The 18,240-nt window shown below is 77.1% G+C and carries 2 protein-coding genes (1 of these 2 only partly in view); both read left to right on the top strand.

Translation table 11 applies throughout. From position 1 onward, the window contains the following. Positions 1-12 precede the first annotated feature (12 nt). Positions 13-14,844, top strand: a complete 14,832-nt coding sequence (locus ABD352_RS08335) for an amino acid adenylation domain-containing protein (protein WP_344611651.1) — start codon at positions 13-15, stop codon at positions 14,842-14,844. Further along, a protein-coding gene (locus tag ABD352_RS08330) for an amino acid adenylation domain-containing protein (RefSeq protein ID WP_344611650.1) crosses the window boundary here: on the top strand, positions 14,841-18,240 show its start. The gene runs 8,003 nt beyond the window's last position; the window shows 3,400 of its 11,403 coding nt (coding positions 1-3,400); the start codon lies at positions 14,841-14,843; its stop codon lies off the right edge, out of view. The genes ABD352_RS08335 and ABD352_RS08330 overlap by 4 nt, the downstream gene beginning before the upstream one ends.

Here is an 18,240-nt window from a genome sequence, read left to right as displayed (position 1 = left end):
AGAAACCGCACCGTGCCCGACCGTCTTGACCTCACCGGAGCCCAGGCCGGGATCTGGTATGCCCACCAGCTCGACCCCGGCCCCGCGTTCACCACGGCCGCCGGCATCGACATCGACGGCGATGTCGACCCGGGGCTGTTCGAGCGGGCCCTTCGCCTGGTCGTCGACGAGGCCGAGGCGCTCCGGGTGCGCATCGACGCGGCCCCCAGCCAGGAGATCGCGTCCTTGGACTGGCACCTCGAGGTGCGCGACGAGGACGTCGACGAGGCGTGGCTCAGCGCGCCGGTCGACCTGGTGAACGGGCCGGTCTTCGCGCAGGCGCTGGTCCGGCGCGGGCCGGGGGCGTGGACGTGGTACCAGCGCTGCCACCACGTCGTCATGGACGCCTACACCTTCGCGTTCGTGGCCCAGCGCCTCGCCGCCGTGTACACCGCGCTGGCCGCGGGCGAGGAGCCGGCGCCGAGCCCGTTCGGGTCGCTGGCCGACGTCGTGGCCGAGGACGCCGCCTACCGCGCGTCGCCCCGCTTCGCCGCCGACCGCGAGTTCTGGGCCGCGCGCCTCGACGGGGTCGAGGTGCCGGACCTTTCCGGCGGGCCGGTCCGGCCGAGCCCTACGTTCATCCGCCGCACCGTCGAGCTCGACCCCGCTCTCGGCATCGGGATGGAGGCGGTGCTCGCCGCCGTCGCGCTCTACGTGCACCGGCTCACCGGGGCCGGGGAGGTCGTGCTCGGGCTGCCGATGATGGGCCGGCTCGGCTCGGTCGCCGCGCGGGTGCCGGTCACCGCCGTCAACGTGCTGCCGCTGCGTGTGGCGGTGCGGCCGGCCGACTCGGTGGCCGAGCTGGTCGCCCGGGTCGGGGCCGAGGTGCGCTCCGTCCGGGCGCATCAGCGGTACCGCGGGGAGGACATCCGCCGCGACCTGGGCCTCGTCGGCGGGGAGCGCCGCCTGGTCGGCCCGTGGGTGAACATCAAGCCGTTCGCGGCCACGCTGTCCTTCGCCGGCCGCCCGGGCACGCCCCGATACCTGTCGCCCGGCCCGGTCGACGACCTGTCCATCACCATCGACGACCGGCTCACGTCCATCGTGGTCGACGCCAACCCGGCCCGCTACGCCGAGTCCGCGGTGGAGGCCCACGCGGCCCGCCTGGCCGCGCTGCTCGCGTCGTTCGCCGCGCTGGAGCCCTCGGCCCCGACCGGCCGGCTGAGCCTGGGCCGCGACCCCGACCCCGTCGCGCCGCGGCCGCTGCCCCCGTCGGGCGTGGACGGCCTGTGGCGCGAGCAGGCGCGGCGGACGCCGGGCGGCGTGGCGCTGATGCACGCCGGCACCTCCCTGACCTACGCCGAGCTGGACGAGCGGGTCGAGCGGCTCGCGGCGGACCTGCGCGGGCGGGGCGCCGCGCCCGGGCGGACCGTCGCCGTGTGCCTGCCGCGCACCGAGCAGCTGCTCGTCACGCTCCTCGCGGTGCAGCGCACGGGCGCCGCCTACCTGCCGCTCGACCCCGACTTCCCGGCTGACCGGCTCGCCTTCATGCTCGCCGACGCCGCGCCCGCGCTGCTGGTGGACGCCGGCGGGGTGCACGAGCGCGGGCCGGGGAGCCCGCTGCACGACGCCGCCTACGTGCTCTACACGTCGGGCTCCACCGGCCGCCCCAAGGGCGTCGTGATCACCCGCGAGAACCTCGTCAACTTCCTGCTCGCCATGCGCGAGGAGGTGCCGCTGGCGCCGTCGGACCGCCTGCTCGCCGTCACCACGGTGAGCTTCGACATCTCCGGCCTGGAGCTGTACCTCCCGCTGCTGACCGGCGCGGCCGTGGTCCTCGCCCCGAAGGAGACGGTCCAGGACCCGCGGGCGCTGGCGGACATGGTCCGGCGCACCGGCGCGACCGTGGTCCAGGCGACGCCCACCCTGTGGCGCGAGCTGGTCGAGGCCCCCGGCGGGCCGGCCGCCCTCTCCGGCTTGCGGGTGCTGGTCGGCGGCGAGGCGCTGCCGCCGGACCTCGCCGCCGCGCTGCGCAAGCACGCCGCCTCCGTGACCAACCTCTACGGCCCGACCGAGACCACGATCTGGTCCACCGCCCACCCCCTCACCGACGACACGGTGAGCGTCGGCGCCCCGATCTGGAACACCCGCGCCTACGTCCTCGACGCCGCCCTGCGCCCGGTCCCCGACGGCTTCCCCGGCGAGCTGTACCTCGGCGGCGCCGGCGTCGCCCGCGGCTACCTGGGCCGCCCCGGGCTGACCGCGTCCCGCTTCGTGGCCGACCCGTTCGCGCCGGGCGAGCGCATGTACCGCACCGGCGACCTCGCCGCGCGCCGCCCGGACGGCACCTTCGACGTCCTCGGCCGGGTCGACCACCAGGTGAAGCTGCGCGGCTTCCGCATCGAGCTCGGTGAGGTCGAGGCGGTCCTGGCCGCCGACCCAGCGGTCCTGCGCGCGGTCGCGATCGTCCGCGAGGACCGCCCCGGCGACCGCCGCCTGGTCGCCTACGCCGTCCCCGCCCCGGGTGTCGCCGTGGACGCGGCCGCGCTGCGCCACCGGGCGGCCGAGGCCCTGCCGGACTACATGGTGCCCGCGGCCGTGCTGGTTCTCGACGCGCTGCCGGCCACGCCCAACGGCAAGCTCGACCGGGGCGCCCTGCCCGCGCCCGACTATGCCGGGGGTGCGACCGAGGCGGCCCGCACGCCGGAGGAGGAGCTGCTCGCCGGGGTCTTCGCCGACGTGCTCGGCGTGGGCGCGGTCGGGCCGCGCGACGACTTCTTCGCCCTGGGCGGGCACTCGCTGCTCGCGGCGCGGGTCGTGGCGCGCGTCCGCGCGGTCTTCGGCGCCGACCTGGCCCTGCGTGACGTCTTCGACGCGCCGACCGCGGCCGCCCTGGCCGCCCGCGTCGCCGCCTCCGCCGGATCGGGGCCGGCCCGGCCGCCGCTGCGCCCCGCCCCCGGGCCGGACGCGCTGTCCGCGGCCCAGCGGCGGCTGTGGGTGGTGGAGCGCCTGGAGGGGCCGAGCGCCACCTACAACCTGCCGCTCGCGCTCGACCTCGACGGGCCGCTGGACCGGGCCGCGCTGCGCGCCGCGCTGGCCGACCTGGCCGTCCGGCACGAGCCGCTGCGGACCGTCTTCGCCGAGCGCGACGGCGAGCCGCATCCCGTGCTGCGCCCGGCCGCCGTCGAGCTGGCCGCCGTGGACGTCGCGCCGGACGGGCTCGACGCCGCGATCGACGCCGCCGTGCGGGTGCCGTTCGACCTCGCCGCCGAGATCCCGCTGCGGGCCCGGCTCTTCGCGCTCGGGCCGGGGCGGCACGTGCTGCTGCTGCTCGTGCACCACATCGCCGGCGACGAGTGGTCGCTGACCCCGATGCTCGACGACCTCGCCACCGCCTACGCGGCCCGCGCCGAGGGCCGGGCGCCGGCCTTCGCGCCGCTGCCCGTCCGGTACGCCGACTACGCCGCCTGGCAGGCCGCCCTGCCGATCGGCGGGCACCTGGAGTACTGGCGGGCCGCCCTGGCCGGCGCGCCCGAGGTCCTGCGCCTGCCCACCGACCGCCCCCGCCCGGCCCGCCCGGCGCCGGCCGGCGGCACGGTCGCCTTCCCGATCCCGCCGGAGCTGGAGCGCGACCTGCGCGCCCTCGCCCGCCGCCACGGCGTCACGCTCTTCATGACCGTCCAGGCCGCGGTGGCCGCGCTGCTGTCCCGCCTCGGCGCCGGCGACGACATCACCCTCGGCACCCCGGTCGCGGGCCGCGGCGACGACGCCCTGGAGCGGCTCGTCGGCTTCTTCGTCAACACGGTGGTGCTGCGCACCGACGTCTCCGGCGACCCGACCTTCGCCGAGCTGCTGGGCCGGGTCCGCGCCGCCGACCTGGCCGCCCTGGCCCACCAGGACGTGCCCTTCGACGAGCTGGTCGAGGCGCTCAACCCGGGCCGCACCCTGGCCCACCACCCGCTGTTCAGCGTGATGGTCTCCTACCAGGCCCCGCTGCCCGCCGTCGCCGGCTTCCCCGGCCTGCGCGCCGAGCCGCGCCTGGTGCCCACCGGCACCGCCAAGTTCGACCTCACCTTCGACGTCGCCGAGCGGGCCGGCGGGCTGGCCGGGTCGCTGGAGTACCGCGCGGACCTGTTCGACCGGGCCACCGCCGAGTCCATCGTGGACCGGTTCCTGCGGCTGCTGGTCGCGGTGACCGGATCGCCCGGAGCGCGCATCGGCGCGGCCGAGCTGCTGTCCGGGCCCGAGCGGGCGGCGCTGGCCGGGGCCTGGCAGGGGCCGCGCCGGGACGTGCCGCCGCGCACCCTGGCGCGGCTGTTCGCCGAGCAGGCGGCCGCGCGGCCGGGGGCGGTCGCGGTCGAGGACGGGGACCGCTCGCTCACCTACGCCGAGCTGGACGCGCTGGCCAACCGGCTGGCCCGCACGCTGATCGGGGCAGGGGCGGGGCCGGAGCGCTTCGTGGCGGTACGGCTGCCGCGCTCCGCCGACCTGATCGTCGCGCTGCTGGCGGTGGCCAAGTCCGGCGCGGCCCACCTGCCGCTGGACCCTGACCATCCGCGGGCCCGGGCGGCCGACCAGATCGCCGACGCCGCGCCCGTCGCCCTCATCGCGGCCGCCGGGACCGAGCCGTTCCCGGGCGTGCCCGTGGTGACCGTGGCCGACCTTTCCGGCGACGCCACCGATCCCGGCGTCGCGGTGCGGGCGGAGCACCCGGCGTACGTCATCTACACCAGCGGCTCCACCGGCCGGCCGAAGGGCGTGGTCGTCCCGCACGCGGGCCTGGCCGCGCTCGTCGAGAGCGTTTGCGCCGCCTTCGGGGCCGGGCCCGGCGGCCGGGTGGCCCAGTACGTGTCGCCCGCCGTCGACGTGTCCGTCAGCGAGCTCGCCGCCTCGCTGCTGTGCGGCGGGACGCTGGTCGTGGTGCCGCCGGAGGCCCGGGTGGGTGCTGAGTTCGGCGAGTTCGCGCGGGCGCGGCGGCTCACCCACGCCGACCTTCCCCCGGCGCTGCTCACCGCGCTGCCGGAGACCGCGATCCCGGCCTCGGTCACCGTCGTCGTCGGCGGCGAGGCCACCCCGGCCGACACGGTCGAGCGCTGGTCGCGCGGGCGCCGCCTGGTCAACGCCTACGGGCCGACCGAGGCGACCGTCACCGCGACCGTCTGGGCCGCCGCGCCGGGCGCCGGCCGGGTCCTCATCGGCCGCCCCGACCTCAACCGCACCGCCCACGTCCTCGACGAGCGGCTGCGCCCGGTGCCGCCCGGCGTCCCCGGCGAGCTGTACCTCGGCGGCGAGGGCCTCGCCCGCGGCTACCTCGGCGCCCCCGCGCGCACGGCCGAGCGTTTCGTGCCCGACCCGTTCGTCACGGGCCGGAGGATGTACCGCACCGGCGACCTCGTCCGCCGCACGCCCGGCGGCGACCTGGAGTTCCTCGGCCGCACCGACGACCAGGTGCAGATCCGCGGCTTCCGGGTCGAGCCCGCGGAGGTCGAGGCGGCGCTGGCCGCCCACCCGGCGGTCGCCCGGGCCGTGGTCCTCGCCCGCGACCACCGCCTCCTCGCCTACGTCACCGGAAGCGCCGACGGGCTGCGCGAGTGGGCCGCCGAGCGCCTGCCCGGTCATTTCGTCCCGGCCGCGGTCATGGCCCTGGACGCGTTCCCGCTGACCACCGCGGGCAAGGTGGACCGCGACGCGCTGCCCGAGATCGAGGCCCCGGCGCCGTCCTCGTCCACGGCCCCGCGCACCGGCAACGAGCGCATCCTGGCCGGCCTCGTCGCCGACCTGCTGGGCGTGGCCGCGGTCGGCGTCGAGGACGGCTTCTTCGCGCTGGGCGGCGACTCCATCCTGTCCATCCAGCTGGTCTCCCGGGCGCGGGCCGCGGGCCTGCACATCGCGCCGCGCCAGGTCTTCGAGCACCAGACCGTCGCCGCCCTGGCCCGGGTAGCGTCGCCCGTCGCGGCGGCTGCCCCGGCGGCCTCGGGCGTGGGCGCGGTGCCCGAGACCCCGATCGTCGCCTGGCTGCGGTCCCTGCGCGCCGACGTCTCCCGCTACTCGCAGGCGATGGTGCTGTACACCCCGGCCGGCATGACCCGCGGGACGCTCTCGCGCATCGTGGCGGCCGCGCTGGCCCCGCACGACATGCTCCGCGCCCGCCTGGACGCCTCCGGGGACCGCTGGTCCCTCGTCGTGCCCGACGCGCCCCTCGACCTGGACCTCCGGGTGGTCTCCGACCCCGATGACCTCGCCGCCGCCGTCGCGGCCGAGCGCGAGGCGGCCGCGGACCGGCTCGACCCGGCGGCGGGCGCCATGGTGCGGGCGGTCTGGTTCGACCGCGGCGCCGCGCCCGGGCGGCTGCTGCTCGTGGCCCACCACCTGGTCGTCGACGGCGTCTCCTGGCGCATCCTGGCCGAGGACATCGCCGCGGCGGCCCGTGGCGAGGCCGTGCCGCCCGCCGGGACGCCGTTTCGCGCCTGGGCCCTGGCCCTGCAGGCCGTCGCCGCCGACCCGGCCCCGTGGCGCTCGGCCCTCGCCGACCCGGCCCCGTGGCGCTCGGCCCTCGCCGGCCCGGTGACCCGCCTGGGCGCGGCCCCGCTCGACCCGGCCCGGGACACCGCCGCCACGCTGCGGACCGTTGTGGTCACCGCCGACCCGTCGCTGGCCGGGCCGCTGCTCACGTCCGTGCCCGACGCGCTGCGGGCCGGCGTCCAGGACGTCCTGCTGGCCGCCCTGGTGCTGGCGCTGGCCCGGCGCACCGGGGCGGCGGCCGAGCCGCTGGTCGCCCTGGAGTCCCACGGCCGCGAGGAGCAGGCGGTGCCCGGCGCCGACCTGGTCCGCACCGTCGGGTGGTTCACCAGCGAGTACCCGGTCCGCCTCCCGTCCGCTGCCGGCGGCCCCGCCGCCGTGGTCCGCGGCGTCAAGGACCGCCTCCGCGCCATCGCCGACGGCGGCCTCGGCTACGGCGTGCTGCGCCACCTGCGCACCCCCGCCGAGCTGCCCGACGCCGAGCCGGAGGTGCTGTTCAACTACCTGGGCCGGTTCGCGGCCGCCGCGGAGACGCCCTGGGGGCTCGCCCCCGAGCTGCCGGCCGCACACGCCGTCGCCGCACCGGGCATGCCGGTCCACCACCGCCTCGCCGTGAACGCGTCCACGGTGGACACCGCCGACGGGCCGGTGCTGCGGGCCGAGTTCTCCTACCCGGCCGGCGCGCTCGCCGACGCCGACGCCCGCCGGCTGGCCGACGACTGGTTCGCCGCGCTCGTCGCGATCCGCGCGGCCGCCGCGGCGCCGGACGCGGGCGCCCTCACCCCGTCGGACGTGCCGCTGGCCGGCCTGAGCGCGGCGGACCTCGCCGACCTGTCCGCCCGCCGGCCGGGCCTGGCCGACGTGCTGCCGCTGACGCCGCTGCAGGAGGGGCTGTACTACCTCGCCGAGGCCGGCGGCGAAGGCCCGGACGTCTACACCGTCCAGCAGGTCTACACCCTCGCCGGCGAGGTCGACGCCGCCCGCCTCCGCGCGGCCGCCGAGGCGCTGCTGGCGCGCTACCCGAACCTGCGCGGTGGCTTCGACCGGACCGTGTCCGGCCGGCCCGTGCAGGCCGTCGCGGCCTCCGTCACCGTCCCGTTCGCGGAGGTCGAGGCCGAGGTCGCGGCCCTGGCGGCGCTGGCCGCCGAGGAGCGGCGCCGGCCGTTCGACCTGGCGGCGCCGCCGCTGGTCCGGTTCGTGCTCGCGACCGTGTCGCCCGGCGAGCACCGGCTGCTGGTCACCCAGCACCACCTGCTCATGGACGGCTGGTCGGGGCCGCTGGCCATGCGCGACCTGTTCGCCCTGTACGCCGGGGAGCCCAACCCCGCGCCCCGGCCGTTCCGCGACCACCTGGCCTGGCTCGCCGGCCGCGACCGGGCCGCCGCCGAGGCCGCCTGGCGGGCCGCCCTGGACGGCTTCGACGAGCCCACGCTGGTGGCCCCCGGCGCGCCCGCGGTCGCCGCGCTGCCGGAGGTCGCCGAGGTGGTCGTCGACGAGGCCGGGACCGAGGCGCTCGTCGCCGCCGCCCGGGCGCGCGGCCTCACCCTCAACACCGTCGTGCAGGGCGCCTGGGCGCTGGTCCTGCGCGAGCTGACCGGGCGCGACGACGTGGTCTTCGGGGCGACCGTGTCCGGGCGGCCGGCCGACCTGCCGGGCGCCGAGGACATGGTCGGCATGTTCATCAACACGGTCCCCGTGCGGGTGCGGCCCCGGCCGGTGGACACGTGGGCCGGGTTCCTGGCCCGGCTGCAGGGGGAGCAGGCGGCGCTGCTGGACCACCAGCACGTGGGGCTGGCGGCCATCCAGCGGCTGGCCGGGGTCGGGGAGCTGTTCGACACGCTGACGGTGTTCGAGAGCTACCCGACCGGGGCGGCGGTGACGGACGTGCCGGGGCTGCGCATCGGCGGCGGGATTCCGGTCGACGCCACCCACTACCCGCTCAGCCTGGTCGTGGTTCCCGGTGCCCGGCTTCGGCTGCGGCTGGAGTACCGGCCGGACCTCGACCTGGGGCCGGACCGCATCCTCGCGCGGTTCGCGGCGCTGGTGCGCTCCTTCGCCTCGGCGCCGGATGCCCGCCTGCTCGATCTGTCTGCGGCGTCCTCGAGCCTCGATGGTCCGGCGGTGGTGGTCGGCGAGGGCACGATCGTGGACCGTTTCCTGGCGACGGTCGCGCGGACGCCGGACGCGGTCGCGTTGGCGCCGTGGACGTTCGCGGAGCTGTCGGTGCGCGTGGACCGTCTGGCGCGGTCGCTGGTCGCGCACGGTGCCGGCCCGGAGAAGGTCGTGGCCGTCCTGCTGCCGCGGTCGCCCGAAGCGGTGGTGGCGTGGCTGGCGGTGCTGCGCGCGGGCGCGGTGTATCTGCCGGTCGACGTCGAATATCCGCAGGACCGGATCGACTACATCCTGTCGGATGCTCGGCCGGCGGTTGTGGTGAGGCCGGACTTTCCGCTGTTGGATGGTGAGCTTCCGGCCGTGATCAGTCCGCGCTCGGGCGCGTATCTGATCTACACGTCGGGTTCGACGGGTCGGCCGAAGGGTGTGCTGGTTGAGCACGCCAGTCTGCTGAATCTGTTCGAGCATCACCGGCAGCGGTTGATGGGGGACCACCGGAACGTCCGGGTGGCGTTGTCCGCGGCGACGGTGTTCGACACCTCGTGGGAGGGCGTGCTGTGGCTGGTCGCCGGTCACGAGTTGCACGTGCTTGATGACGAGACCCGCCGGGACCCCGAGTTGTTCGTGTCCTATGTGGACGAGCACCGGATCGACTTCCTGGATGTGACGCCGTCGTTGGCGGGTCCGTTGCTGGCGGCGGGTCTGCTGGATGAGGGGCGGCATCGTCCGGCGATGGTGGCGCTGGGTGGTGAGGCTGCTGATGCGCAGGTGTGGTCCGCGCTCGGCCCGCGTGGGGTGAACCTTTACGGGCCCACCGAGTGCACCGTCGACACGCTCATGGCGTGGGTTGGGGAGCACTCGGCGCCGTCGGTTGGGCGGCCGATCGGCAACACCCGGGCGTATGTGCTGGATAGCTGGTTGCGGCCGGTGGATATGGGTGAGTTGTACCTGTCGGGGGCGCAGCTGGGGCGGGGATATCTGGATCGGCCGGGGCTCACGGCCTCACGGTTCGTGGCGGATCCGTTTGTTGCCGGTGAGCGGATGTATAGGACCGGGGATCTGGTGCGGTTGGGGGTCGACGGGGGGCTCGAGTTCATCGGGCGGGCCGACGATCAGGTGAAGATCCGCGGGTTCCGGGTCGAGCCCGGTGAGGTGGCCGCGGTGGTGGCCGAGCACCCGGACGTCGCGCAGGCCGTCGTCGTGGCGGTCGACGGGCGGCTCGTCGCCTACGTGGCCGGGGATGTCGGCGGGCTGCGGGAGTGGGTTTTGCAGCGGCTGCCGGAGTACCTGGTGCCGGCCGCGTTCGTGGCGCTGGAGCGGATCCCGTTGACCGTGGCCGGGAAGGTGGACCGGCGGGCGCTGCCGGCGCCGGACTTCGCCGCCCTTGCCGGGGACGGCGGCGCACCGCGGACCGCCACCGAGGAGATCCTCTGCGGGCTGTTCGGGGAGGTGCTCGGCGTCGCCGCCGTCGGCACCGGGGACGACTTCTTCGCGCTCGGCGGGCACTCGCTCACCGCGACCGCGCTCGCCGCGCGGGTGCGGGCGGTGTTCGGGGCGGCGCTGCCGGTCCGGGCCGTGTTCGACGCGCCGACCGTCGCGCTGCTGGCCGCCCGGCTCGACCGGGGCGACGGCGGCGACGGCGGGCTGCCGCGGCTGGAGGCGCGGGAGCGGCCCGATCCGCTGCCGGTCTCGCCCGCCCAGCACCGGCTCTGGCTGGACCATCAGCTCAACGGGCCGGGGCCGACGTACAACGTGGCATTCGCGCTGCGGCTCACCGGGGCGCTCGACGCCGGCGCGCTGCGGCTGGCGCTGCTCGACGTGCTGGAGCGGCACGAGGGGCTGCGTACCGTGTTCCCGACCGTCGACGGCCGGCCGGTGCAGCGGGTGCTGCCCGCCCCGCACCCGGAATGGACCGTCGCCGAGTGCACCGGCGGCGAGCTGTCCGGCCGGCTCGCCGCGGCCGCGCGGCACCCCTTCGACCTCGCGTCGGAGCTGCTGGTCCGCCCGCACCTGTTCACCGTCGGGCCGGACCGGCACGTGCTGCTGCTCCTGCTGCACCACATCGTCACCGACGAGTGGTCCGAGGGGCGGCTGGTGGCCGACCTCGGCGCCGCCTACGGTGCGCGGACGCGCGGCGCGGCGCCGGACTGGGCGCCGCTGCCCGTGCAGTACGCCGACTACGCCCTCTGGCAGCGCGATCTCCTGGCCGCCGAGGCCGGCTCCGCCCGGCAGCTCGCGTTCTGGCGGGAGGCCCTCGATGGCGTCCCCGCTGAGCTGGCCCTGCCGGCCGACCGGCCGCGGCCCGCCGCGCCCACCTACGCCGGCGGCATCGTCACCTTCGACGTGCCGGCCGAGACCCACCAGCGGATCCGGGCGGTCGCCCGGCGGGCCGGGGCCACCGTGTTCATGGTCGTGCAGGCGGCGCTGGCCGCGCTGCTGCACCGGGTCGGGGCCGGCGACGACGTGCCGCTCGGCAGCCCGGTCGCGGGCCGCCCCGACCAGCGCCTCGACGCCCTCGCCGGGTTCTTCGTCAACACCCTGGTCCTGCGCACCGACGTCTCCGGCGACCCGTCCTTCGCCGAGCTGCTCGCCCGCGTCCGCGCGGCCGACCTGGCCGCGTTCGGCCACGCCGACGTGCCCTTCGACCGGGTCGTCGAGGCGGTCAACCCGCCGCGGGCGCCCGGGCGCAACCCGCTGTTCCAGGTCATGGTCGCCTTCCAGCACGTGCCGGCCGAGGCGCCGGGCCTGCCCGGGCTGCGGACCGAGCCGGTGCCGGTCGACACCGGGGTCGCCCAGTTCGACCTCGGGGTGGTCGTCACCGAGCACCACGGCGAGGACGGCTTGCGCGGCGTCATCGAGTTCAGCGCCGACCTCTTCGACCGTGCCACCGTGGTCGCGCTGGCCGAGCGGTTCGTGCGGCTCCTCGCCGGGGCGGTCGCCGCGCCGGACCGGCGGGTCGGCGAGCTCGACCTGCTCACCCCGGCCGAGCGGCGCGCGGTCGCGGAGGACTGGCAGGGCGTGCGCGGCCCGACCCGGCCGCGGACCCTGCCGGAGCTGTTCGCCGAGCGGGTGGCGGCCGACCCGGGCGCGGTCGCGATGGAGGACGGCCCGGTGCGCCTGACCTTCGCCGAGCTGGACGCGCGCACCGACCGGCTCGCGCGGCGGCTGGTCCGGCTCGGGGCCGGGCCGGAGCGGATCGTCATGGTGCTGCTGCCGCGCTCCGCCGACCTGTTCGCGGCCGAGCTGGCGGTGGCCAAGGCGGGCGCCGCGTACCTGCCGGTCGACCCGGCCTACCCGGCGGAGCGGGTCGCCCTGCTGGCCGCCGACGCCGACCCGGTCCTGGCCATCGCCGCCCCGGGCACGACCACGCTGCCCGCCGGCCTGCCGGTGGTAGGCCCGGGCGCCCAGGACGAGGACGAGGACGGCGGCCCGCGGCCCGCCGGGCTGTCGGTGGTAGACCCGGGCGCCCAGGACGAGGACGAGGACGGCGGCCCGCGGCCCGCCGGGCTGCCGGTGGTGGGCCCGGGCGCCGAGAACGAGGACGAGGACGGCGCACCGCTGCCCGCGGCGCGGCCCGGCAACGCGGCGTACGTCATCTACACCTCCGGTTCGACCGGGCGTCCCAAGGGCGTGATCGTGCCGCACGCCGGGCTCGCCGACCTCTCCGACACCTTCGCCGAGGCGTGGCACGTGGGGCCCGGCGACCGGGTGGCGCAGTTCGCCTCGCCGAGCTTCGACGTCACCGTGGCCGAGCTGGCCGCGAGCGTGCTGCGCGGCGCCACCCTCGTCGTGGTGCCCGAGGCGGCCCGGGTCGGTGCCGCGTTCGCCGAGTTCGTGCGGGACCACGGCGTCACGCACTTCGCGCTGCCGCCCGCCGCGCTGGCCGCACTGCCCGACGGGGTCGTTCCGGCCGGCGTGCGGGTCATCGCGGGCGCGGACCGGCTCGCCGGGGACCTCGTGAACCGCTGGGCCGGCCGGCACCGCATGCTCAACGCGTACGGTCCGACCGAGGCCACCGTCAACTCGACCTTCTGGGCCTGCGCGCCGGGCGCGCCGGTCCGCATCGGCCGGCCCGACCGCAACAAGCGCGCCTACGTGCTCGACGGCCGGCTGCGGGCCGTGCCGCCCGGCGTCCCCGGCGAGCTGTACCTGTCCGGCGCCGGGCTGGCCCGCGGCTACCTCGGCCGGGCGGGCCTCACCGCCGAGCGCTTCGTCGCCGACCCGTTCGGGGCGGCCGGCGGGGTGATGTACCGGACCGGCGACCTGGCCCGCTGGGACGCCGACGGGCAGCTGGAGTTCCTCGGCCGCGCCGACGACCAGGTGAAGATCCGGGGCTTCCGGATCGAGCCCGCTGAGGTCGCCGCCGCGCTCGCCGAGCACCCCGCGGTCCGCCACGCCGCCGTGGTGGCCCGCGACGGCCGCCTCGTCGCCTACACCGAGGGCGGCGCCGACCCCGCCGAGCTGCGCGCCTGGGCGACCGGGCGGCTGCCCGAGCACCTGGTGCCGGCCGTGGTCGTGCCCATGGCGGCGCTGCCGCGCACGGCGGGCGGCAAGGTCGACCGGGCCGCGCTGCCCGAGCCGGTCGCCGACCGGACTTCCGAAAAGCCGGCAACGGTACGCCAGGAGCTCTTCGCGGCCCTCTTCGCCGAACTGCTCGGTGTCGGCGAGGTCGGCGTCGACGAGGGGTTCTTCGCCCTCGGCGGCGACAGCATCGTCGCGCTGCAACTGGTCGCCCGGGCCCGCGCCGCCGGCCTCGAGCTGTCCGCCCGCCAGGTCTTCGAGCACCAGACCGTGGCCGCCCTGGCCGCCGTCACCGAGGCCGCCGCGGCGCCCGCCGCCGAGGCCCCGGACGCCGGCGTCGGTGCCGTGCCGCTCACCCCGATCGTGGCCTGGCTGCGCGACCACGCCGGGGAAGCGCTCGGCACCTTCGCCCAGGCGCTGCTGCTGCGCGTCCCGGCGGCGCTCACCCGCGACGGCCTGACCGACGCGCTGCGGGCCGTGCTCGACCGCCACGACGCGCTGCGGGCGAGCTGGACCGGCGACGGCCTGCTCGTCCCGCCGCCCGGCGGCCCGGACCCGGCGGACCTGCTGCGGATCGCCCCCGGCGGCCTGGCGGACCTGCCGGCCGAGCACGCCGCGGCGGTGCGCCGGCTCGCACCCGCCGACGGGCGGATGCTGCAGGCGGTGTGGTTCCCCGGCGAGCGGCGGCTGCTGCTCGTCGCGCACCACCTCGTCGTCGACGGCGTGTCCTGGCGCATCCTCGCCGGGGACCTGGCCGTCGCCGCCCGCGGCGGCGCGCTGGCCCCGGTCGGCACGTCCCTGCGCACCTGGGCGGGCGGTCTCGCGCGGGCGCGGGCGGCGGAGCTGCCGTACTGGCTGTCCATGCTGGACGGTGCCGACGAGCCGATCGGCACCCGGCGCGTCGAGGCGGGGCGGGACACCGTGGGCGGGCTGCGCGAGCGGGTCCTGCGGCTGCCCGCCGAGGCGACCCGGCCGCTGCTCACCACCGTGCCCGAGGCCTTCCACGCCGGGGTACAGGACGTGCTGCTCGCCGGCCTGGCCGTCGCCGTCCGGCAGTGGCGCCCGGCGACGGCCCGGCGCGGTGTGCTGCTGCGCCTGGAGGGCCACGGCCGGGAGGAGCACCTCGTCCCCGGCAGCGACCTGAGCCGCACCGTCGGCTGGTTCACCATCGAGCACCCGGTCCGCCTCGACCCCGGCGGCGACGACCCGGCCGCCGCGCTCAAGCGGGTCAAGGAGCAGCTGCGCGCGGTGCCGGACCACGGCGCCGGGTACGGCCTGCTGCGGTACCTCGACCCCGCCGCCGGCGCCGCCCTGGCCGCCGCGACCGGGCCGGAGATCCTGTTCAACTACCTCGGCCGGCTCGCCGCCGGCTCCGGCGACGACGGCGCCGACTGGGTCGCCGCGGCCGAGGGCGACGCGCTCGGCGACGGCCTCGACCCGGCGTTCCCGGCCGGGCACCCGCTGGAGATCAACGCCGGGACGCTGGACCTGCCGGGCGGGCCCGAGCTGGACGTGCGCATCGCGTACCTCGACGGCGTCCTCGACGCCGCCGACGTGGACCGCCTCGGCGAGCTGTGGCTCGCCGCGCTGGACCGGCTGCGCGCCGCGGCCGCCGCGCCGGGCGGCGGCGGGCACACACCATCCGACCTGAGCCTGGTCAGCCTGAGCCAGGACGAGATCGACGAGTTCGAAGACGAGTGGAGGACCGTGTGACCAGCCCGGGCGGACTGCAGGACATCCTGCCCCTGTCGCCGCTGCAGGAGGGCCTCTACTTCCTGTCGTCGTACTCGGCCGGCGACCCCGACGTCTACGTGGTGCAGCAGGTGCTGACCCTCGACGGGCCGCTGGACGCGGGCCGGCTGCGGGCGGCGGCGCAGGCGGTCCTCGACCGGCACGCGAACCTGCGCGCGGCGTTCCGCCCCCGCAAGGCCGGCCAGCCCGTGCAGCTGGTCCCGTCCTCGGTGCCGGTGGCCTGGTCGGAGGTCGACGCCGACGCCGACGCCGACGCCGACGCCGCCGCCGCGGACGAGGTGGCCGAGGCGGAGCGCCGCCGCCCCTTCGACCTGGGCCGGCCGCCGCTGCTGCGGTGGGCGCTGGTCCGGCTCGGCCCGCGGCGGCACCGGCTGATCCTCACCGCGCACCACATCCTGCTCGACGGCTGGTCCGCCCCGCTGCTCCTGCGCGACCTGCTCACCCTCTACGCCGGGGCGGAGCCGCCGCGGGCCCGGCCGTACAAGGAGTACCTGGCCTGGGTGGCCCGCCAGGACCGGGCCGCGGCCGAGCGGGCCTGGCGCGAGGCCCTGACGGGCGTGGAGGAGCCGACGTTGGTACGGCCCGGGGCCGCCCGGGCCGCCGCGGCCGAGCCCGAGGCGATCGAGCGGACCGTCGACGCGCGGCGGCTGGCCGCCCGCGCCCGGGCCGTCGGCGTCACCGTCAACACCGTCGTGCAGGGCGCGTGGGCGCTGGTGCTGCGCGAGCTGACCGGCCGCGACGACGTCCTCTTCGGGGCCACCGTGTCCGGGCGGCCGGCCGACCTGCCGGGCGCGGAGGACATGGTCGGGCTGTTCATCAACACGCTGCCGGTGCGGGTGCGGCCGCGGCCCGCCGATACCTGGGGCGCGTACCTGGGGCGGTTGCAGGCGGAGCAGGCCGCGCTGCTGGACCACCAGCATGTCGGCCTGGCCGCGGTCCAGCGCCTGGCCGGCGTCGGGCCACTCTTCGACACCCTGCTCGTGTTCGAGAGCTACCCGCTGGACGCCGACGGGCTGCGCGCGCTGGAGCAGGCGGCCGGGCTGCGGCTGGCCGCGGTCACCGGCCGGGACGCCACCCACTACCCGCTCACCCTGACCGTGGTGCCCGGCGAGGACATGGTTCTCGGCGCCGAGTACCGCCCCGACGTGTTCGACCGCGCCGCCGCCGAGCGGATCCTGGACCGCCTCGGTGCCCTGCTGTCTTCCTTCGCCGACGACCCGGACGCCCGCCTGCTCGATCTGTCCGCGGCGTCCTCGACCCTCGATGGTCCGGCGGTGGCGGTCGGCGAGGGCACGATCGTGGACCGTTTCCTGGCGACGGTCGCGCGGACGCCGGACGCGGTCGCGTTGGCGCCGTGGACGTTCGCGGAGCTGTCGACCCGGGTGGACCGTCTGGCGCGGTCGCTGGTCGCGCACGGTGCCGGTCCGGAGAAGGTCGTGGCCGTCCTGCTGCCGCGGTCGCCCGAAGCGGTGGTGGCGTGGCTGGCCGTGCTGCGCGCGGGCGCGGTGTATCTCCCGGTCGACGCCGACTATCCGCAGGAGCGCATCGACTACCTCCTCGCGGACGCTCGCCCGGCGGTCGTGGTGAAGCCGGACTTTCCAATGCTGGATGGTGAGCTTCCGGCCGCGATCAGTCCGCGCTCGGGCGCGTATCTGATCTACACGTCGGGTTCGACGGGTCGGCCGAAGGGTGTGCTGGTCGAGCACGCGAGCCTGCTGAACCTGTTCGAGCATCACCGGCAGCGGTTGATGGGGGACCGCCGGAACGTGCGGGCGGCACTCTCGGCGGCGACCGTGTTCGACACCTCGTGGGAGGGCGTGCTGTGGCTGGTCGCCGGCCACGAGTTGCACGTGCTGGATGACGAGACCCGCCGGGACCCCGAGTTGTTCGTGTCCTATGTGGACGAGCACCGGATCGACTTCCTGGATGTGACGCCGTCGTTGGCGGGTCCGTTGCTGGCGGCGGGTCTGCTGGATGAGGGGCGGCATCGTCCGGCGATGGTGGCGCTGGGTGGTGAGGCTGCTGATGCGCAGGTGTGGTCGGCGTTGGGGTCGAACGGGGTGAACCTGTACGGGCCGACCGAGTGCACGGTCGACACGTTGATGGCTTGGGTCGGGGAGCATGACTTGCCGTCGGTTGGGCGGCCGATCGGGAACACCCGGGCGTATGTGCTGGATAGCTGGTTGCGGCCGGTGGATATGGGTGAGTTGTACCTGTCGGGGGCGCAGCTGGGGCGGGGGTATCTGGATCGGCCTGGGCTGACGGCCTCGCGGTTCGTGGCGGATCCGTTTGTGCCCGGTGAGCGGATGTATCGGACCGGGGATCTGGTGCGGGTGGGGGCCGATGGTGGGCTCGAGTTCCTCGGGCGGGCGGACGATCAGGTGAAGATCCGCGGGTTCCGGGTCGAGCCGGGCGAGGTGGCCGCCGTGCTGGCCGAGCACCCCGGCGTGGCCCAGGCCGTGGTGGTTGCCGTGGACGGGCGGCTCGTCGCGTACGTGGTGGGCGCCGCCGACGGGCTGCGGGAGTGGGTCGCGCGGCGGGTGCCCGACCACCTGGTGCCGGCGGCGTTCGTGGCGCTGGACCGCATGCCGTTGACCGTGGCCGGGAAGGTGGACCGGCGGGCGCTGCCGGCGCCGGACTTCGCGGCGATGAGCGGGCGCCAGCGGCCGCGCACAGCGGCCGAGGAGGTGCTCTGCGGGCTCTTCGCCGAGGTGCTCGGGCTCGCGTCGGTCGGGGTCGAGGACAGCTTCTTCGGGCTCGGCGGCGACAGCATCGTGAGCATCCAGCTCGTCGCCCGGGCGCGGGGCGCGGGGCTGCGGATCACGCCGCGGCAGGTCTTCGAGCTGCGGACCGTCGGCGCGCTCGCCGCCGTGGCCGAGCCGATCGGCGCCGCGCCCGTCGCCGCCGGCAGCGGGATCGGGGCCGTGCCGCTCACGCCCGCGGTGGCCTGGCTGCTCGGAGCCGGGCCGCACCGGCGGTACAGCCAGTCCATGGTGTTCCCGGAGCCCGCCGGGCTCACCGTGGACGGCCTGCACAGCATCGTGCAGGCCCTCCTCGACCGGCACGACCTGCTCCGGGCGCGGCTGACCGCGGCCGGGCTGGTCGTGCCGGCGCAGGGGGCGGTCGCCGCCGCCTCCGTGGTCCGGCGCGGGACCGGGGCGGTCGAGGACGAGGTGGCGGCCGCGGCCGACCGGCTCGACCCGGCCGCCGGGGTGATGCTGCAGGTCGTGTGGTGCGGCAGGCAGCTCGCGTTCGTGGCCCACCACAGCGTCGTGGACGCCGTGTCCTGGCAGATCATCGGGGCCGACCTGGCGGCCGGCCGCGCGCCGGAGCTGCCCGCCAAGGGCACGCCCTTCC

Source organism: Dactylosporangium salmoneum (assembly GCF_039532525.1).
Classification (GTDB): domain Bacteria; phylum Actinomycetota; class Actinomycetes; order Mycobacteriales; family Micromonosporaceae; genus Dactylosporangium; species Dactylosporangium salmoneum.
This window is presented reverse-complemented; position numbering and strand designations above follow the sequence as displayed.